11 protein-coding genes are annotated in these 18,012 nt (G+C 69.9%); 1 reads left to right on the forward strand and 10 read right to left on the reverse strand.

The window, feature by feature from the left end:
- Positions 1-13: 13 nt before the first annotated feature.
- Positions 14-2,149 (reverse strand): PBP1A family penicillin-binding protein, encoded by a 2,136-nt coding sequence (locus ASE63_RS14120; RefSeq protein ID WP_156410349.1) that lies wholly within the window; start codon positions 2,147-2,149, stop codon positions 14-16.
- Between the two features lie 325 nt (positions 2,150-2,474).
- Between ASE63_RS14120 and ASE63_RS14125 the strand changes: the two genes are divergently transcribed.
- Positions 2,475-2,876 carry a DoxX family protein gene (locus ASE63_RS14125; RefSeq protein WP_056802102.1) on the forward strand — a complete coding sequence of 134 codons (402 nt, stop codon included), beginning with the start codon at positions 2,475-2,477 and terminating at the stop codon, positions 2,874-2,876.
- A gap of 81 nt (positions 2,877-2,957) precedes the next feature.
- On the opposite strand, the gene trxA is transcribed toward ASE63_RS14125, so the two are convergent.
- The 9 genes from trxA to ASE63_RS14170 all read right to left on the reverse strand — a co-directional run bounded on the left by trxA (position 2,958) and on the right by ASE63_RS14170 (position 18,006).
- The gene (gene trxA, locus ASE63_RS14130; protein WP_056802104.1) at positions 2,958-3,278 is read right to left on the reverse strand and encodes a thioredoxin; all 321 of its coding nucleotides are present in this window, start codon (positions 3,276-3,278) and stop codon (positions 2,958-2,960) included.
- Positions 3,279-3,412: 134 nt separating this feature from the next.
- Positions 3,413-6,910 carry a double-strand break repair helicase AddA gene (gene addA, locus ASE63_RS14135; RefSeq protein WP_056802106.1) on the reverse strand — a complete coding sequence of 1,166 codons (3,498 nt, stop codon included), beginning with the start codon at positions 6,908-6,910 and terminating at the stop codon, positions 3,413-3,415.
- The gene (gene addB, locus ASE63_RS14140; protein ID WP_056802108.1) at positions 6,907-10,017 is read right to left on the reverse strand and encodes a double-strand break repair protein AddB; all 3,111 of its coding nucleotides are present in this window, start codon (positions 10,015-10,017) and stop codon (positions 6,907-6,909) included. Before addB ends, addA begins: the two co-directional genes overlap by 4 nt.
- Positions 10,010-10,732, reverse strand: a complete 723-nt coding sequence (locus ASE63_RS14145; protein WP_056802154.1) for a nucleotidyltransferase family protein — start codon at positions 10,730-10,732, stop codon at positions 10,010-10,012. Before ASE63_RS14145 ends, addB begins: the two co-directional genes overlap by 8 nt.
- A gap of 290 nt (positions 10,733-11,022) precedes the next feature.
- Positions 11,023-12,594, reverse strand: coding sequence for a tRNA (adenosine(37)-N6)-threonylcarbamoyltransferase complex ATPase subunit type 1 TsaE (gene tsaE, locus ASE63_RS14150; RefSeq protein ID WP_056802110.1), 1,572 nt, complete (start codon positions 12,592-12,594; stop codon positions 11,023-11,025).
- Complete coding sequence (locus ASE63_RS14155) at positions 12,591-15,095, reverse strand: PAS domain-containing sensor histidine kinase (protein ID WP_056802112.1); 2,505 nt, start codon at positions 15,093-15,095, stop codon at positions 12,591-12,593. The genes tsaE and ASE63_RS14155 overlap by 4 nt, the downstream gene beginning before the upstream one ends.
- A 400-nt stretch (positions 15,096-15,495) precedes the next feature.
- The gene (ahcY, locus tag ASE63_RS14160; RefSeq protein ID WP_056802114.1) at positions 15,496-16,896 is read right to left on the reverse strand and encodes an adenosylhomocysteinase; all 1,401 of its coding nucleotides are present in this window, start codon (positions 16,894-16,896) and stop codon (positions 15,496-15,498) included.
- A 550-nt stretch (positions 16,897-17,446) separates the two neighbouring features.
- On the reverse strand, positions 17,447-17,665 hold the full coding sequence (locus tag ASE63_RS28730; protein WP_056802157.1) for a DUF2283 domain-containing protein: 219 nt from the start codon (positions 17,663-17,665) through the stop codon (positions 17,447-17,449).
- Positions 17,666-17,670: 5 nt separating this feature from the next.
- Positions 17,671-18,006 carry an HPr family phosphocarrier protein gene (locus tag ASE63_RS14170; RefSeq protein WP_082609937.1) on the reverse strand — a complete coding sequence of 112 codons (336 nt, stop codon included), beginning with the start codon at positions 18,004-18,006 and terminating at the stop codon, positions 17,671-17,673.
- Positions 18,007-18,012 lie beyond the last annotated feature (6 nt).

An 18,012-nucleotide genomic window follows, 5' to 3' on the forward strand; every position in this document is an offset into this window, starting at 1 on the left:
GGCCCTGACCCGATCAGCCCCCGAACAGCCGCTCCAGGAAGTTCTTCTCCCGTGGCGCCGGCGGGATCCAGGCGCGGTCGCTGTCGGCCGGTTGGGTATTGGCGGGCGGCTGCATCCCGGCGACGGGAGCGCCGCCGTCGAAGATCGACTTTGGTGCGCCGTGCCAGAGCCCGCCCGGCAGCGGCGCCGGCTGCATGCCGGCATGGGCGGCGCGCATGTACTTGGCCCAGACCTCGGCCGGCAGGCCGCTGCCGAAGACGCGCCTCATCGTGCTGTTGTCGTCATTGCCGATCCAGACGGCGGTGACCAGCCGCGCCGTGAAGCCGACGAACCAGGCGTCGCGGAAATCCTGCGTGGTGCCGGATTTCCCGCCGACCTCCCAGCCGGCGATGTTGGCCTTGCTGCCGGTGCCGCTGGTCATGACCTCGTGGAACATCGCGTTCATCATCGAGAGCTGCTGCGGTTGGATCACCGGGCCGAGATTGGCGGGCTTGCGCGCATAGATCACCTTGCCGGTGACCGACTTCACCTCGCGGATGACATAGGGCAGCACGGCCTGCCCGCCATTGGCGAAGGCGGCAAAAGCGGTGGTGAGCTCGACGGGGGTCACCTCGGAGGTGCCGAGCGCCAGCGAAGGATTGGCCTGCAGCGCCGAGGAGATGCCGAGCCGCTGCGCGACCTGCACCGATGCGCGCGGTGTCACCTCCTGGTTCAGCTTCACGGGAATCGTGTTGAGCGAATGGGCGAAGGCGGTCTGCAGCGTCACCGGGCCGCGATAGGTGCGGCTGTTGTTCTCAGGGCTCCAGCCCCGGATCGTCACGGGTGAATCCTCGCGGATCGTGTCTGGCGTCAGCCCGCTCTCGAGCGCCGCGAGGAAGATGAAGGGCTTGAAGGCCGAACCGGGCTGGCGCTTTGCCGCGGTGGCGCGGTTGAACTGGCTCTTGGTGTAGTCGCGGCCGCCGATCAGGGCGCGCAGCGCGCCGTCCGGCGCCAGCGAGACGACGGCGCCCTGGCCGGCATGGAGCTTGGCGCCCTGCGCGCTCAGCGCCTCGACCAGGATCGTCTCGGCGGAGGACTGCAGCTTGGTGTCGATCGTCGTCAGCACCGTAACGTCGCCCTCAACCGCGCCGATGAAGTCGTCGAGCACGTCCATGACATAGTCGGCGGCGTAGTTTACCGAACCGGCGCCGATCCGCTCGGCGGCCTCGGCCGGCGCGACCAGCGCCGTCTTGGCCGCGTTCTGCGAGATCAGCCCCTGGTCGGCCATTGCCGCGATCACGAGCTGGGCGCGCTTCTCGGCCGCTTCGGGGTTGCGGTTCGGCGCGAGGCGCGACGGCGCCTGCACCAGCCCGGCCAGCATGGCGGCCTCGGCGATGGTGACCGAGCGCGCCGATTTGTTGAAGTAGCGCTGCGCCGCAGCCTCGACGCCATAGGCGCCCGAGCCGAAATAGACGCGGTTGAGATAGAGTTCGAGGATCTGGTCCTTGCTGTAGGTCCGCTCCAGCCAGAGCGCCAGGATCGCCTCCTGGATCTTGCGGGCCGCGGTACGCTCCTGCGTCAGGAAAAGGTTCTTGGCGAGCTGCTGGGTCAGCGTCGAGCCGCCCTGGACGCCGCCCGTGCGGCGCAGATTGTTGACGACGGCGCGGGTCAGACCGATCGGGTCGATGCCGAAATGGTCGTAGAAGCGCCGGTCCTCGATCGCGACGAAGGCATTAGGTAGGTAGGGCGGCACCTCGCCGATGGTGACGGTGCGCCCGCCGGTCTCGCCGCGATTGGCGAGCAGCGAGCCGTCGGCGGCGAGGATCGCGATGTTCGGCGGCCGCTTCGGCACGGTGAGCTGGTCGATCGGCGGCAGCTGGGCGGCATGATAGGCGACGAGTCCGCCGACGCCGATGGCGCACCACAGGCCCAGCACCATCGTCCAGTAGAACAGCCCGCCGAGGAAGGAACGGCCCTTGCGTCCGCGCCGCCGGCCGCCCCCGCCACCCGCGCGCTTGTCGCGTCGGGGTTGGCTGCGCGGCTCGCTTCGTTGCGGGCCGCGATGGCCACGCAGGGTGCGATCATCGTCTGAGAGGCGCATGTCGAAATCGTCGCGGCTTTCGCCACGTCCCTGTTCGAATGAGGGCTCGCGCCACTCGCCCCGTCCCATCCGGTCGTTCATCCTGCTCCGCCATACCGCATGCCGCGATACTCCGGACACGCGACGAGGCTCCACACAGGAGTGAAACATGGCGCTTTTAAGGGGTGGTTAAGGCTCCACGGGCCGTCCCGGCTTTCCGACGGCCATCTGGTCGCGGCAACGTGAAGATGTTGCAATAGTGCAAGCCGCTCTCTGCCTCGCGTCGATATTGCGCAGCCTGCGACAATCCGTCATCAGGCATGAAAAGATCGAGTTGATGGGAGCCCAAGGGCAAATTCGGCCTCGCGCCGCGCTACCGAGCGACCCTTTAGTCTGAAGCAGAAAAGAGAGACCCATGTCCGCCCTCGCCTCCGTCAAACGCCTCGATCCCTACTTCCTGGCCCTCCTGCGGATATTCACAGCCTTGAGCTTTATCTCGCATGGCACGCAGAAGCTGTTCGGCTTTCCGGCCCCGCCGGCCTGGGGCATGCCCGGCGCCTTCACGCTGTCCTGGACCGCCGGCGTGCTCGAGGTCTTCGGCGGCGCACTTGTGCTCGTCGGCTTCCTGACCCGCCCGACCGCCTTCGTCCTCTCGGGCATGATGGCCGTAGCCTACTGGATGGCCCATGGCTCTAAGGGCTTCTACCCGCTGCTGAACGGCGGCGAGGCGGCCATGCTGTTCTGCTTCATCTTCCTCTACATCTTCGCCGCCGGCCCCGGCGCCTTCAGCGTCGACGGCATGAAAAAGAACGGCTGATCCGGCCGGTCACGGACGAAAAAAAGGCCCGCCATCCTTGCAAGGGTGGCGGGCCTTTTCGTATCGCCGGAGCGGCGAGGCTCAGACGGCGCCGGAGATCCAGCGCGACAGGTCGCTCTTCGGCGCGGCGCCAACCTTCTGCGAGGCCAGCTTGCCGTCCTTGAACAGCATCAGGGTCGGGATCGAGCGGATGCCGAACTGGGCCGGGATCGCCTGGTTCTCATCGACATTCATCTTCACGATCTTGACCTTGCCGTCGAGCTCGCCCGCGATCTCCTCGAGCGCCGGGCCGATCATCCGGCAGGGGCCACACCATTCGGCCCAGAAATCCACCACGACCGGCTGGTCCGCCTTGAGGACATCCGCCTCGAAGCTCGCATCGGTCACCTTGATCGTCGCCATGGCATGCAGCCTTTCATAAAAGATGTGGCGGCCGCGCCGCCTTCGCCCGGAAAGCTAGGAACGCGCCGGAGCCGGGTCAAGGCGCGTCCGGCGCGGAGTCGGGTCTGTCCCCCGCACATGATGGCGCGGCAACGTCAAACGAGGCCCAGCTCCATCTGCGCCGGCACGTCGGCGCCGCTCAGCCCGGCGAGCACGGCGTCGAGCCGGGCCGGGTCTGGCTCCAGCCGGGTCAGCGTCGCGGTATAGACCAGGAGCGCGCGCACCCGGCGCCCGGGATAGATCTCGCCGACCAGCGCGCGGTAGACCGCAAGCTGCGCCAGCGTTGTCTCGGGGATCGCGCTCGCGTCGCGGGGCGGGCGCGCCGCCGTCTTGAAATCGGCGATGACGACCTCGTCGGCGGAGACCGCCAGCCGGTCGATCTGCCCCGAGACCGGGCGGCTGCGGCCGCCGGAGAGCCGGACCGCGCCCGAGATCGGCACCTCCGCCAGCGAACCCGGCGCGAACAGCCCGGCCAGCGCGGGCTCGTCGAGAAGCGCCAGCGCGTCGGTGATGATCGTCTTGCGCCGCTCGGGCGGCACGGCCCCGGCGCGCGCCTGGCCCAGCGCCTGCGCCACCGGCTCGCGCTGGTCGCGCGCGATCTCCGGCAGCATCTGCAGCAGGAGATGGGCGAAGCGCCCGGCCGAGGCCGCCGCGGCCAGGAATGGCCCGTCGACCGGCCGCTCCGGCTGATCGGCGGCGGACAATGCGCTCGACGGCTTCAGCGGCGGCGCGGGCTCCTCCTCGCGCGGCGGGAGCGAATAGAGCCAGCCGGGGACGCGCTCGGTCGCGGGCGCAGGCCGTGCCTCTGCCGCTTCCTGCACCTGTGGTACCGAGGCCATGAAGCGCCGGATCGCCTGCTCGCCCTCGCCGATTTCGTTCAACCCGGTCGTGGAGGCGGCGAGCCCGGCCTCGATCATCGCGTACCAGCTGCCTTCGGGTGCCTCGCCCTTGGCTTGCGCGCCGCAGACGATCAGCCGGTCCTCGGCCCGCGTCATCGCGACATAGAGCAGCCGGTGGTGCTCCTCCACCATCTGGGCCACGACGCGGGCCTTGGCCGCGCTCGTCGCCTGCGCGTCCTCGGCGCTGGAGGGCGGCCAGATCGGCACGGCCTGCCGGCGCGGCGGCTCGATCGCCAGGATTTTTGGCAGCCGCTTCGCGCCCGGCGCCACCCCGAGATCGGCGAGGATCACGACCTTGGCCTCCAGGCCCTTGGCGCCGTGGACCGTCATCACCCGGACTTCGCCGGCGCTCGACGAGAGGTCGCGCTTCACGTCCGTTGCAGCCTCGCTGACATGCTGCAGGAAGCCGGCGAGCGAGGGGCCGTGGCGGCGCTCATGGTCGAGGGCCGCGGTCAGGAAGGCGTCGAGCGCATCGCCGGCCTCCGCACCGAGCCGCGCCAGCGCCAGGTTGCGCCCGCCGCCCGGGCCGAGCAGCCGGGCGAAGAAGCGGAACGGACCGCTTCGGTTGGCCTCGGCCTTGAGCTCCGCCAGTTTCCGTTCGACCGCCGCGTAGCGCGGCTCGCTCGCCGCCGCCTCGTGCAGCGCGGCCCGGAGCGAACCGGTTCGCCCCGGCGCCAGCCGCAGCAGGTCGTCGTCGTCGAGCCCGATCAGCGGCGTCTTCAGCGCGGTCGCCAGCGTCAGATCGTCCTCGGGCAGCAGCAGCGCCCGGCCGAGCACGACGAGGTCCTCGACCGCCGGATGCTCGGCCAAAGTGAGCCGGTCGCGGCCCGTGACGGGAACGCCGGCGTCCTTCAGCGCCTTGACGATGTTCTCGAACAGCGCGCCGCGCTGGCGCAGCAGGATCATCACGTCGCCGGGCAGGAAGCGGTTGCCGAGATCGTCGACGCCGCGGCGCCTCCATGCGTCGAGCGTGGCTGCGATGCGCTGCGCCAGCTTGGCGGTGCCGCTGCGCCGCTCCGGCGCATCGACCGGCGTCGTCCAGGCATCGGGCGGCTCGCCGGTGTCGTTGGCGCTGAGCGGCCAGAGATCGACGCTGCCGGCGGCGCCGCGGCGGACCGTGTCATGCGGCTCCGGCCGCTCGGCGCCGTCGAAGACGAGGCCGCGCGCATGCTCGGGGACCGCGAAGACGGCATCGACCGCCCGCATGATGTCCGGCGCCGAACGGAAGGAGGTGTTGAGGCTGATCGGCTCGAAGCGCTGCCCGGCCGCGTCGAGCCTTTGCCCGAGCTGGCGGCGCTCCTCGCCGAAGGCGGCCGGGGCCGCGCCCTGGAAGCCGTAGATCGACTGCTTCTCGTCGCCGACGACGAAGACCGTGCGCGGCTTCGGGTTGAATTCCTGCGGGCCCTCGCCACCGCTGCTGAACTCCTCGGCGAGCTTGCGCAGGATCGCCCATTGCGCTTCGCCGGTGTCCTGCGCCTCGTCGAGCAGGATGTGGTCGATGCCGGCATCGAGCTTGTAGAGCACCCAGGCCGCCTCGATCCGCGTCAGCAGCGAGCGTGTCTTCGCGATCAGATCGTCATAGTCGAGCAGCGAGCGCTCGCTCTTCTGGCGCTGATAGGAGGCGAGCATCCGCGTCACCAGCAGCGCCAGCGCATGGCTCCGGTCGCGGATCGCGATGGCGTTGAGCTGGTCTGCCGCGGCGAGCAGGCGGGCGGCGAGTTCCTCCAGCGTCGCCAGCAGCGGCGCCTCGAACTCGGATTTGCCCTTGCCGCGGATATTGATGTTGATCGTCCCGGCATCGGTGATGAAGCCGCGGCGGCAGAAGGCGACGGGATCGCCGTCATCGGAACCGGCGATGAGGCTGCGCAGCGTCGCGGCGAAATTCTGCCGCGTCTGGCTGCCGGCAGAGAGCGCATCGATCAGGGCCGCGAGCCCCGCCATCTGCGCAAGGTTCGCGCGGAAACCGGCGCGAACCGCCTCGGCCGCGAGATCGGGTGCGATCCCCAGCACATCCGCGATGCCCGCACGCATCTCCTCGGGATCGCGGGCGCGGCCCTCGCTGTCGTTGAACAAAGCGCGCTGGCGCAGCGCTTCCTGCACCATCGCCTCGAAGGTGTCCTGCGCGGCATGGCGGGCGAGCAGGTCGAGTGCCTCAGCCTCGGCGCTGTCCGGTGCAGCCGCCACGAGCCGCAGCAGTTCGCGCCGCGCCTCCTGCAGCATCTCGGCCTGGGCGAGGTCGTCCGCCACCTCGAAGCGCGGCGGCACATTGGCCTCGAACGGGGCCGATTGCAGCACGCGGGTGCAGAAGGCGTGGATCGTCTCGATCTTCAGGCCGCCCGGCGTCTCCAGCGCCTGGGCGAAGAGCCGCCGCGCCGCGGCGCGCTGGAGGGCTGAGGGCGCCTGCCCGGTCAGCTTCTCCAGTGCCGCGACCAGCTCCGCCTCGGGCATGGTCGCCCAGGCGCTGAGCGCGGCGAAGACCCGGTTCGCCATATTGGCGGCGGCGGCCTTGGTATAGGTGATGCAGAGCAGCCGGCTCGGCTGGACCTCGTCGAGCAGCAGCCGCAGCACCCGGTTGACCAGTACATGCGTCTTGCCCGAGCCGGCATTGGCCGAGACCCAGGCGCTGAGGCGCGGCTCCGCCGCCAGCGTCTGGCGCTGGTTGGTGAGCGGCGGGACGATCCAGCCTGCCTTCACGCCTCGCCCCCCTCGTCGCCCTCGGAAGCGGCAGACCACTCCTTGACCCGCGCCAGATGGTCGTATGGCGAGGCATAGCGGATATAGTCCGGCGCGCGCCGCGAGACGAAAGCCTCGCGGCCGCTGCGCAGCGCATCGAGATGCTCGAGCAGGCGCTCGAGATGGCGGGCGGCGACATCGGCAAGCGGCTCGCCATCGAAATCGAGCGGCTTGTCCTTGGCCCAGCCCTTCGGATCATGATGCAGCTTGAGATAGAGCAGCGCCTCGACCGGCGTCGGCCCGGCGAGCGGCGGAAAGCCGGCCCGCGCCGCGAGCTCCGCCTCCAGCGTCAGTTGCGGCGCGAACCCCTTCTCGACCTGCGCCTTGCTCGGCGGCGCCCCGGTCTTGAAGTCGATGATCCTGAGCGCCGGCTCCCGCGTCAGCTCGATCCGGTCGGCCCGGCCGCTGAGCCGGAAGCGCGCGCCGTCCGCGAGCGGGAATTCCGCCCCGGTGCCGAGTTCGACGCCGATCCGCGAAAGCTGGCCGCGTCGGGCCTGCTCCCAGCCGATGAAATGTCCGGCGGTGATCAGGAAGCGCGGCCACCAGAAGGCGCGCACCTCCGGGGCATCGTCGAAGGCACGGAACTTCTCCTCGCCGATCGCGATCAGCCGGCCCAGCGCATCGGCGGGAAGCTGCTCCGGATAGGTCTCGGCAAAGCTCGCGACGATGTCGTGCAGCAGGTTGCCGCGGTCCTGCGCGCTCGGATCCTCGACCAGCGGATCGAGCGCGTCGAGCTTGAGGATCCGGCGGGCATGGATCTGGTAGGGGTCGCGATAGAGCGTCTCGACATCGGTGACGCTGAGGGTGAGCGGTTGCAGCGCCCGCGGCGGCTTCGGCGCCGGCCGTGCGATCGGCCGCGCATCGGCGGCCGGGGCGGAGAGCGCCGCGGCGAGCCCGCTCAGGCGCTGCCCGCGCCCGAGCGCTTCCGTCCAGACCGGCTCCGGCGTCACCGCCTTCAGCCGCTGCCACAGGCGCGAGGCGATGGTCTCGGCCTCGCCGGCCTTGCGCGCGCGGGTCAGCGTCACGCGCGGTGCCGCCAGCGCCTGCACGAAATCATGCGCGGTCTGGCCGATGCGGCGTTCCGGTGGCGACAGGCCGAGCTCGGTCCGCATCGGCCGGTTGACGAAGGCGTCGGTCTTGGCCTCGGGCGGCCAGACCGTCTCGTTGAGGCCGCCGAGCACGACATGGTCGGCCTCCAGCAGACGGGCCTCGAGCAGGCCCCAGATCTTGACGCGCGGATGGCCGCCGCCGGCGCGGCGCACGACCTTCTCCGCCAGCAGGCCGTCGAGGATCGCGATGAAATCGCGCGGCCGGCCGCCCTGCGGCATGTCGGCCTGCGCCGCGTCGAGATCATCGAACAGCCCGGCCAGCGCTTCGCCGTCCGGGCCGGCGAAGGCGCGCGAATGGCCGTCCTCGTCGCGGCTGACGGCCTCGACCGCTTCGCGCGCGGCCTGAGCCACCGCGGCGAGCGAGGGCTCCGCCAGGAACAGCGCCTCCAGCAATGGCGCCAGCGCCCCGCCGAGCCCGTTCAGTACGGCGGTAGCCGCCGCCGCATCCGCTTCGGTGAGGCGGCGGCGGGGGCGGGGCACATGGCGTTCCGCCTGAAGCGTGGCCCAGCGCTCCAGGTTCTCGTGCAGCCCGGCGAGACCCCGGCCGATCGCCTCGCCGCGCCAGAGCCCGATCTCCAGCGCCGAGGCGCCGTGCTCCACGGCCTCGCGCGGCAGGCCGAGCCGACAGAGCGGGTGCGCCAGCAGCGGCACCAGGCTCGCCGGCGTCAGCTGCGCCAGGGCGGTCTCCAGGATCAGCCGCAGCAGCGAGCCGGCCGGCCAGCGCGACAGCGGCAGCCCGGCGGAATCGTCGACCTCCACGCCCCAGCGCCGCAATTCGATGGTGACGCGCTCGGCCAGCCCGCGGTCGGGCGTGATCAGCGCCGCCTGCCGGCCGGGATCCTCCAGCGTCTCGCGCAGCGCGATCGCCACCGTGAGCGCCTCCTGCCGCTCGTCGGCGGCCTCGACCAGCCGCAGGTCGCCGAAGGCGAGGGCGGCTTCCTCGCCGCCGAGCCGCGCCTGCAGATCGGCCCAGCTCTGGGTAACGGAGGCTGGCAGCAAGGCCTCGCGCAGCAGATGCGAGCGGGCCGCGCGCGTCGTGTCCGGCGTGGCCAGCGGGCGGATGTCGTCGCGGGTCGCCTGCAGCGTGTCGAGCAGGTGGTGAAGGGCCGCCTGCGGATGCGAGGGCGCGGGCTCCGCAGCGATCGCGTCCCAGGCCTCCCCGTCCAGATCGAGATCGATCCCCGGCAGCACCACCGCGCCATTGGGCAACCGGGCTATCGCCGCGAGCAGCCGCGCCGTCGCCGGCACGGTTCCGGTCGAGCCCGCCGCGATGATCGGGCCCTTCGCCTCGCCAGCGAGCAACCGTTCGCGCTCGGCCGCCAGCATCCGGTTGCGGAAATCGGCGGGGTCGCAGGCGCCGCGCTCGGCGAGGATCGCCGGCCAGGCCTCGCCGAGAATGGCGAGGAAGCTCGCATTCAGCTGCCAGACCTTGTCGAAGCGCGCCGCGTCGAGTTGGCCCAGCCGCTCGATCGCGACGCCCTCGGTCTGCATTTGGTCGAGCAGGGCGGCAAGGTCGCCGGCCAGCCCATAGGCCTCGGCCAGGGTCGCCGGCACCAGCGAGGGCTCGGACGGATCGAGCCTGAGATGGCTGCGATTGGCGCTGCGGCCCCAGGCGTCGACGAGTCGGGTCAGGATCATCCGCCGCGCCAGCGGATCGATCGGCGCGAGCCGGGCTTCCGTCCAGGCGCCGGCCCCGATCACCGCCGTCTCGGCCTCGTCGACATCGCCCAGCGGCATGATCCGCGGCAGCAGCAGAGGCCGCCCGCCGAGCTTCTCGGAGAGGCAAGCGGCGAAGGCGCGGGCCGCCCGTCGCGTCGGCAGATAGAGCGTCGCCCGCGCCATGGCGGCGGGGTCGTCCGGGTCGTGGACCGGGCCGAAGCGCCCCTCCAGCATCGCCTGCGCCAGCACGTCAAGGAACGGCGCGCCGGCGGGGATGGTGAAGAGGTTGAGCTCAGGCATGGACTCTCTGGCGCGGGACGCGAGCCGCCTCGGCGAAGGCGGCCTCGGCCGGCGTGATCGCCTCGGGCGTGCCGACATGCAGCCACTGCCCGTCGAGCACGAGGCCGTGCAGCCGGCCGGTCGCGATCGCCCGGTCAAACAGCAGGTTCAGCGAGAATGGCCCGTCCGGCGTGTCCGCGAAGAGTTCGGGCTTCATGATGGCGACGCCGGCATAGACGTAAGGTGCGCTCTCCGCGCTGCCGCGGCGTGTCAGCAGCCCGTCATCGCCTCGGAAGAAGTCGCCGCGCCCGTCGAAGCCGACGCTGCCCTCACGCCTCGCGAGCAGCAGCAGCATGTCCATGCCGGCCGCGTCCCAGCGTGCGGCCATCGCGGCCATGTTGGACGGGCCGGTCTCGCTCCAGAGCGAGTCGGAATTGACGTGGAAGAACGGCTCCGCGCCGAGCAGCGGCAGCGCCTTCTTCACGCCCCCGCCGGTTTCGAGGAGCTCTGCCCGCTCGTCCGAGATGGTGATGCGCGGCTGCGCGCGGCCGGCGACATGCCCCTCGATCTGCGCGGCGAGATGGTGGACATTGACCACCGCGTCCGCGACGCCGGCCTCGGCCAGCCGGTCGAGCGCATGGTCGAGCATCGCCTTGCCGCCGATCCTGACCAGCGGCTTCGGCAGCGTGTCGGTGATCGGGCGCATGCGCTGGCCGAGCCCCGCCGCCAGGACCATCGCGCGGCGGATCGGACTGAAACGGGCCTGCGTCACGCGAATCTCCGGGCTGCGAGCGAGCCTGTTTCATAGCGCGTCATGGTCGGACTTGTCCCGGCCAACCACGTCTTCCATCGCAGCTCGCCGCGATCAGGCGCCAGCAACCAACTCAGCCCTCATCCTGAGGAGGCCCGTAGGGCCGTCTCGAAGGATGCTCCAGGAGGCTCCCGAACCATCTGGAACATCCTTCGAGACGCGCCTGTGGCGCTCCTCAGGATGAGGGCTGGGAAGAAAGGCGACGGCCGAGTTCGTCAGGCTTGCGGCTCGGCAGAAGCCTCCGCCTCCACGGCATACAAAGACGGCAGATGCGCCTGGTACCAGCCCTTCAGCTCGGCCAGGGCCGGATGCTCGAGATTGCGGCGCAGATAGGCCTCGATCCGTGGCAGGTGCTTCAGATAGGCCGGCTTGCCGTCGCGCTTGTCGAGCCGAGCGAAGATGCCGGCGATCTTGGTGTTGCGCTGGGCGCCGAGGATCGCATAGGCGCGGGCGAAGCCGGCAAGGTCGAAATCCGGGCTGTGGCTGCGCCTGGCCTTGCCATAGGCGGCGAGCAGCCGCAGTTCCAGCGCCGCCGGCACGTCGACGCGCGCATCCTGCCCGAGCGAGGCGAGGTCATAGGCCGGGTGGCCGACCACCGCATCCTGGAAGTCGATCAGCCCGAGCTTGGCATGGCCGTCGCGGCCGGGCAGCCAGATCAGGTTGGGCGAGTGGTAGTCGCGCAGCGTCCACGTTCCCGGCGCTTCCAGGATCTCCGTGAACAGCCGGCCCCAGATCCGCGAGAACTCGGCCTGCGTCACCGCAGGCAGCGTCACGCCGGCGATATGCGGGGCGTACCATTCGAGGATCAGTTCGGTTTCGATTGCCAGCGCCCCCCGGTCATATTCGGGCAGGATATGGTCGCGCCCCTCGGTTACCGGCAGGATCGTCGGCAGTGTGTGCCGGTGCAGGTCGGCAAGCAGGCGCGCGGCCGCCTCGTAGCGCTCGGCGATCGGGCCGTCGTCGTCGACCACGCCCTCAGGGCCGAGATCCTCGATCATCAGCAGCCCGGTATCGAGGTCCTGCGCATAGATCTTCGGGGCCGAATAGCCGAGCGAGCGCAGGCCGCGATCCATCGCGACGAAGGCGTCGATGCTCTCGGCCAGATGCGCGATGGCGCTGTAGGGCTTGCCGAGCCGGATCGCCGGCCCGTCCGGGCGCGGGGGCGAGATCATCAGCACGGCCGTGCCGCCATTGGGCCGGGTCAGCCGTTCATAGGCGCGGCTCGAGGCGTCGCCCTGCATATGGTCGCGCCGCGCCTCGCTCCAGCCGGCCTGGTCGATCAGCCGCCGGCTCGCGATCGCGATCGCCAGCCGCTGACGCCAGAGCACGCCGCCGGAAAGGTCCGCGATGCGCCCGGTCTCGGGGTTCTGGGGATCGACGTCGAGCACGATGTCGAGCCGGCGCCCGCCCGGCAGGCGCGTCCCGGCCCGGTCTGGCCATTCGATCAGGGTGATCAGGCGCTCGAGATCTTCGACCAGGCCGATATCGTCGAGCTCGTCCGGCGAGCGGACGCGATAGAGGTCGCCATGCAGCACCGTGCCGCGTGGCGTGTCGTAGCTCTGGACCAGCGTGAAGGTCGGGCTCGGCGCCTCGAGCGTCGGGTCCTCGGCGAGCTCGCGCAGGATCGCCCGCGCCAGGAACGACTTGCCGGAGCCGAGATGGCCCGACAGCGCGACGATGTCGCCGGGCTTCAGGATCGCTGCGAGATCGGCGGCGAGCCGCAGCGTCGCCGCCTCGCTGTCGAGGACCAGCCGGTGCATGCCGGCCTTGCGCGCCTCATCGCTCATTCCGCCGCGTCCGACATCGGCACGCCCTCGGCGGGGAATAGCGCCGTCACGCGCGTGCCGCGCCCCGGGGCCGAGTCGAGCTCGACGCGCCCGCCATGCAGCTCGACGATCGAGCGCACGATCGAGAGCCCAAGGCCGACGCCGCGATGGCTTGAGCCGAGCGAATGGCTCTCGAAGCGGTCGAAGACCTTCTCCTTGACCTCGGCAGGAATGCCGCGGCCCTGGTCGGCAACGGTGATGCGGATGTCGCTGCCGCTGCGCGTGGCGCTGACGGTGATGCTCTGGCCGGGCGAGGAGAAACCGATCGCGTTCGAGATCAGGTTGAACAGCACCTGCCGCAGCCGCCTGCCATCGGCCCGCAGCCGGCCGGTCTGGGGCGCGATCTCGACCTTGAGATCGAGCTTGCCGCCTGCCAGTCGGTCATAAAGCCCGGCGGCAGCCTGGGCGATGGTCTCGGCGACGTCCACATTTTCGAGCTCCAGCGTCAGCGCGCCGTTGTCGATCGTGGCGAGGTCGAGGATGTCGTTGATGATGGCGAGCAGCGCGCCCGAGGAGCGCACGATATGCGAGGTGTAGTCGCGCTGCTTCTCGTTCAGCGCGCCGATCGTCTCGGTGCCGAGCAACTGGGCGAAGCCGATGATGTTGGTCAGCGGCGAGCGCAGTTCGTAGGAGACGTGGTGGACGAAGTCCTCGCGCAGCCGTGAGACCTTCTCCAGCGCCTCGTTCTTCTCGGTCAGGGCGCGCTCGACATTCACGCCGGCGGTGACGTCGGCGAAGGTGATCAGCGTCGCCCCGTCCGGCAGCGGCGCCGCCGCGCAGTCGAGCACCGTGCCGTCGCGGCGCTCCATCCGGCAGCCATAATCCTCGCGTGCATCGCGCACGCCGGTGACGACGCTGTGCAGCTCGCTCCAGATCTCGTCCTGCGGGAAGAGCGGGCGGCACAGCCTGACCACCTCCTCGATATGTGGCGCCGTGGCGGCGAGGTCGGCCGGGATCTTCCAGGACTGCGAAAAGGCCGGGTTGGATAGCTTGAGCCGCCCGTCCGAGCCGAACACGGCGACGCCCTCGCGCAGCGAGTCGAGCGTCTCGCGCTGGGTCCGCGACAGCGCGTTGAAGCGTGACTCCAGCGTGAAGCGTTCGGTGACGTCGTCGAACAGATAGGTCACGCCGCCCTGCGGATTGGGGCTCGCCACGACATGGACGGTGCGCCCGTCCGGCAGGTACCACCAGTCCTCGTTGGCGCGGGTCGATGTGTAGGCGGCCTGGACGCCGGCCTTCCAGCTCCGGTAGTCGCCGAGCTCCGGCAGGCGCCGCTCCGTCCGCAGACGGTCGAGGATCTCGCTGTCGCTCGGAAGGCCGTCGAGGAAGGCGGTGTCGAGGGACCAGAGCGTCTCGAAGCCAGCATTGTGGTAGACCAGCCGCTGCGAGGCGTCGAATACGGCAACCGCCGTCTTGAGCCGGTCGAGCGTGCGGACATGGGCATCCATCTGGCGCTGCAGGTCTGCCCGTACCGCTTCCAGCTCGCTCATGTCCGTGGCGATGCCGGCGAAGCCCGCAGGCGTCGCCAGTTCGAGGACGTCGAGGGTGCGCCGCTGCCCCGCGACCACGGCCGGGGCGCGGGCCGAGAAGGGGCGGCCCTCACGCCGGGCCTTTGCGGCGCCCTCGCGCTCGCCGCGGTCGAGCAGTTCGAGGCCCTTGGTCACCGCTTCCGCACCGTCCGCCGCCTCGACGGCGCGCGCATAGGCACCGTTGCACCAGCTCAGCCGTCCTTCCTGCGTGCGCGTCCAGGCGGGCTGCGGCAGGCCGGCGAGCAGCCCGGCGAGCGCGGCGTAATCGCCGCTGACGCGTTCCAGCTCGCCGCGCAGCGCCAGGACCTGGGCGCGTTCGCCGGTGACCTCGCGGAAGCGGACCACGGCCCGCCCGGCGACGGGGCGGCCTTCGACATCGATGAACGGGCCAGCCTTGCTGCGCAGCGTGAAGCCGAAGGCCTCGCCCCGCTCCTTCAGCGCGTCCGTCGCCAGCTCCAGCCGCTTGGCGTCGGCCGGAGTCGCCCACGCGCCATAGGCCAGCGCCAGCGTCGCGCCGGGCGCGCCGAGAAAGCCGCTATCGCCCTCGAAGACCGGCTCGGCCTTGCGCCCGTTCCAGCTGACGATGACCTGCGGGTCGGCGGCGAGCAGAGCGGAAAGGCGGTCCTGCTGGCCGCGCGCGGCTTCGAGCTCGCTGGCGAGCTCCGCCTCGCGGCGCTGCCAGCGCGTCCGTTCGCGGACATAGACCAGCGAGGTGGTCGTGGCGAAGACGGTCAAGCCCGCCAGGATGATCGACAGGGCGCTGGTGCTGAACAGGCCAGGCGGCAGCGGGCCGAGCCATTCGCTCTGCTGCGCCAAGGCTGCGCCCTGCTGCGCCAAGGCCGCGGCCGGAACCTGGCTGGCGGCGAGGCCGGGCAGGAGCGCATGCCGGCGCCAGCCACCGCTGCTTCGTTCCTGTCGGCTCGACCGTTTCATCCCGCGTCCGTCTTCCTCATGGGGCGGCATTCGCCGCCGGATGTTCCGGTACTCGCGACCCACGCGCCGAACGACGCTCTGAGTCGTCGAAGAACGCCGCCTCGGGGCACCCGACGCACGCCTGCAACGACACTGATCACTGCGTGTCGATCCGGTGCGCGCAACGGCGCCGGTGACCGAATCAGCTCCACTCTAATCACCCCCCGACTCCGGCAGGAAGTGGTTAATCGCGCGTAAATCGGGCGAATTTTAAGGATTGCCAGCCGGAATCAAGGTGTAGAGGCCGATCTGCCTGCGTGGTCTATTAGTAGCGTCGGCGCGCCGGATTGCCGCGCCGTGACCCATGAAAAAAGGCCCGGCGCGAACGCCGGGCCTCCTCGAAATCCGGGTTTGCCGGATGTCAGTAGCGATAGAGCTCGGGCTTGAACGGGCCGGTCACCGGCAGGCCGAGATACTTGGCCTGCGCATCGTTGAGCACGGTCAGCTTGGCGCCGACCTTGGCGAGGTGCAGCGCCGCGACCTTCTCGTCGAGATGCTTCGGCAGGGTGTAGACCTTGTTCTCGTACTTGGCGTGATGGTTCCAGAGTTCGACCTGGGCCAGCGTCTGGTTCGAGAACGAGCAGGACATCACGAAGGACGGGTGGCCGGTCGCGTTGCCGAGGTTCACCAGGCGGCCTTCCGAGAGCAGGATGATGCGCTTGCCGTCGGGGAACTCGACCTCGTCGACCTGCGGCTTGACGTTGTCCCACTTGAAGTTCTTCAGGCCGGCGACCTGGATCTCCGAGTCGAAGTGGCCGATGTTGCAGACGATGGCGCGGTGCTTCATCGCGCGCATGTGCTCGACGGTGATGACGTCGAGGTTGCCGGTGGCGGTCACGAAGATATCGGCGCGCGGAGCGGCGTCTTCCATGGTGACGACCTCGTAGCCCTCCATCGCCGCCTGCAGCGCGCAGATCGGGTCGATCTCGGTGACGAGGACGCGGCAGCCGGCCTGGCGCAGCGAAGCGGCCGAACCCTTGCCGACATCGCCATAGCCGGCAACGGCCGCAACCTTGCCCGACATCATCACGTCGGTACCGCGGCGGATGGCGTCGACCAGCGACTCGCGGCAGCCATAGAGGTTGTCGAACTTCGACTTGGTGACGGAATCGTTGACGTTGATCGCCGGGAACGGCATGCGGCCGGCCTTGGCCAGCTCGTACAGGCGATGCACGCCCGTCGTGGTCTCTTCCGAGACGCCCTTGATCGCGGCGCGGGTCTTGGTGAACCAGCCCGGATTGGCCTTGAGCTCGCGCTTGATCAGCTTGAAGAAGATCGTCTCTTCCTCATTGCTGGGCTTGTCGAGAAACTCGGCCTTGCCGGCCTCTGCCTCGGCGCCGAGGATGATCAGCATGGTCAGGTCGCCGCCATCGTCGAGGATCATGTTCGGCGTGCCGCCGTCGCCCCAGGTCGCGGTCTTGAGCACGTACTCCCAGTACTCCTCCAACGTCTCGCCCTTGATGGCGAAGACCGGGGTGCCGGTCGCGGCGATCGCGGCGGCGGCATGGTCCTGGGTCGAGAAGATGTTGCAGGACGACCAGCGGACGTCGGCGCCGAGATCCTTCAGGGTCTCGATCAGCACCGCGGTCTGGATGGTCATGTGCAGGCAGCCGGCGATGCGGGCGCCCTTGAGCGGGAACTTGCCTTTGTGCTCTTCGCGGATCGCCATCAGGCCCGGCATCTCGTCCTGGGCCATGTTGATTTCCTTGCGGCCGTAATCCGCGAGGCTGATGTCCTTGACGATGTAATCGGTCTTCGACACGGGGCGTGCTCCACTGCTCGATCTGGCAAAGGGGGGTGTTTGAATGATGCGCGGGTCTTTAGCAGCGCGAGCGCATCAGCGCAATCAAAGATATAAAGATGTCTTTATGTGACGCGTCGAGCCCGGCCATCCGGCCTCGGAACGCGATGGGCGGCGCGTGCAGGAAATGCCCCGTCCGGCGAGCGCCGCGGGGTAATGCCTGCGATCCGAAGGGGATGCGCGGGGCCTGAAGGCGCGCGGCTCATGCCGCGTGCCGACTGTCGATGTCGAGTGTCGATGTCGAAGCGGCTCGAATACGCCGCCTTCCGACCCCGCGCGCGGTTCTCTGGCGAAGCCTTCGGCCAGGTCGGTTCGAATGGACCGGTCCTTGCCGCGGCCCCTCCATGGCGGCGGGCCCGCAACGGCCAACCCCATGAACACCGCCATTCCGCCCGGCCGCACGATGCCTCGCGACAGCCCCCTTGGTCGGGCGGAACGAGGGGAGGATAGGCATGGGGCAGGGCGGCGGGGATAAAGTTGCCCGCATGAGGCCGAAGCGAGATCGAGTGGATCAGGCCGCGGTGAGCGTCCGCAGATCGGTTCCGCTGGCGAGATGCTCCGAGGAGTCGAGAATTTCGACGGCGACGATCCTGCCCTCCTCGTCGAAATCGAAGATGATCCGGGGACGGACTTCCTTGCTCTCGATCACCTTCGTTTCAGCGAAGCGAAGATAGAGAGCGTCGGCCTCGGCATCATACGGGTTTTCATCGCTCGCGGCCTCCGATGCGATAGTGTCTACTCGCCCTCGCCGAACCGGTCCGCCACCAGCGCGCCGAGCGCCGCCAGCGCTTCCTGCGCCTCTGCGCCCGTGGCGACCACCGTGATGGTCGAGCCGATGCCGGCGCCGAGCGTCAGCACGCCCATGATCGAGGTCGCGCCGACGGTCTCGCCGCAGCGCGAGACCGTGATGTCGGCATCGAAGCCGGCGGCGCATTGCACGAACTTCGCCGTGGCGCGGGCGTGCAGGCCCTTCTTGTTGACGATCTGGAACTCGCCATAGAGCGCCCCGGTCGGGATCTGGACCTCGGGGCACTCGCAGTCGTCCTCGCGGTCGCCCGTCTCGAAGCTCATCGTCCC

It is taken from the genome of Allobosea sp. Root381 (assembly GCF_001429395.1).
Classification (GTDB): domain Bacteria; phylum Pseudomonadota; class Alphaproteobacteria; order Rhizobiales; family Beijerinckiaceae; genus Allobosea.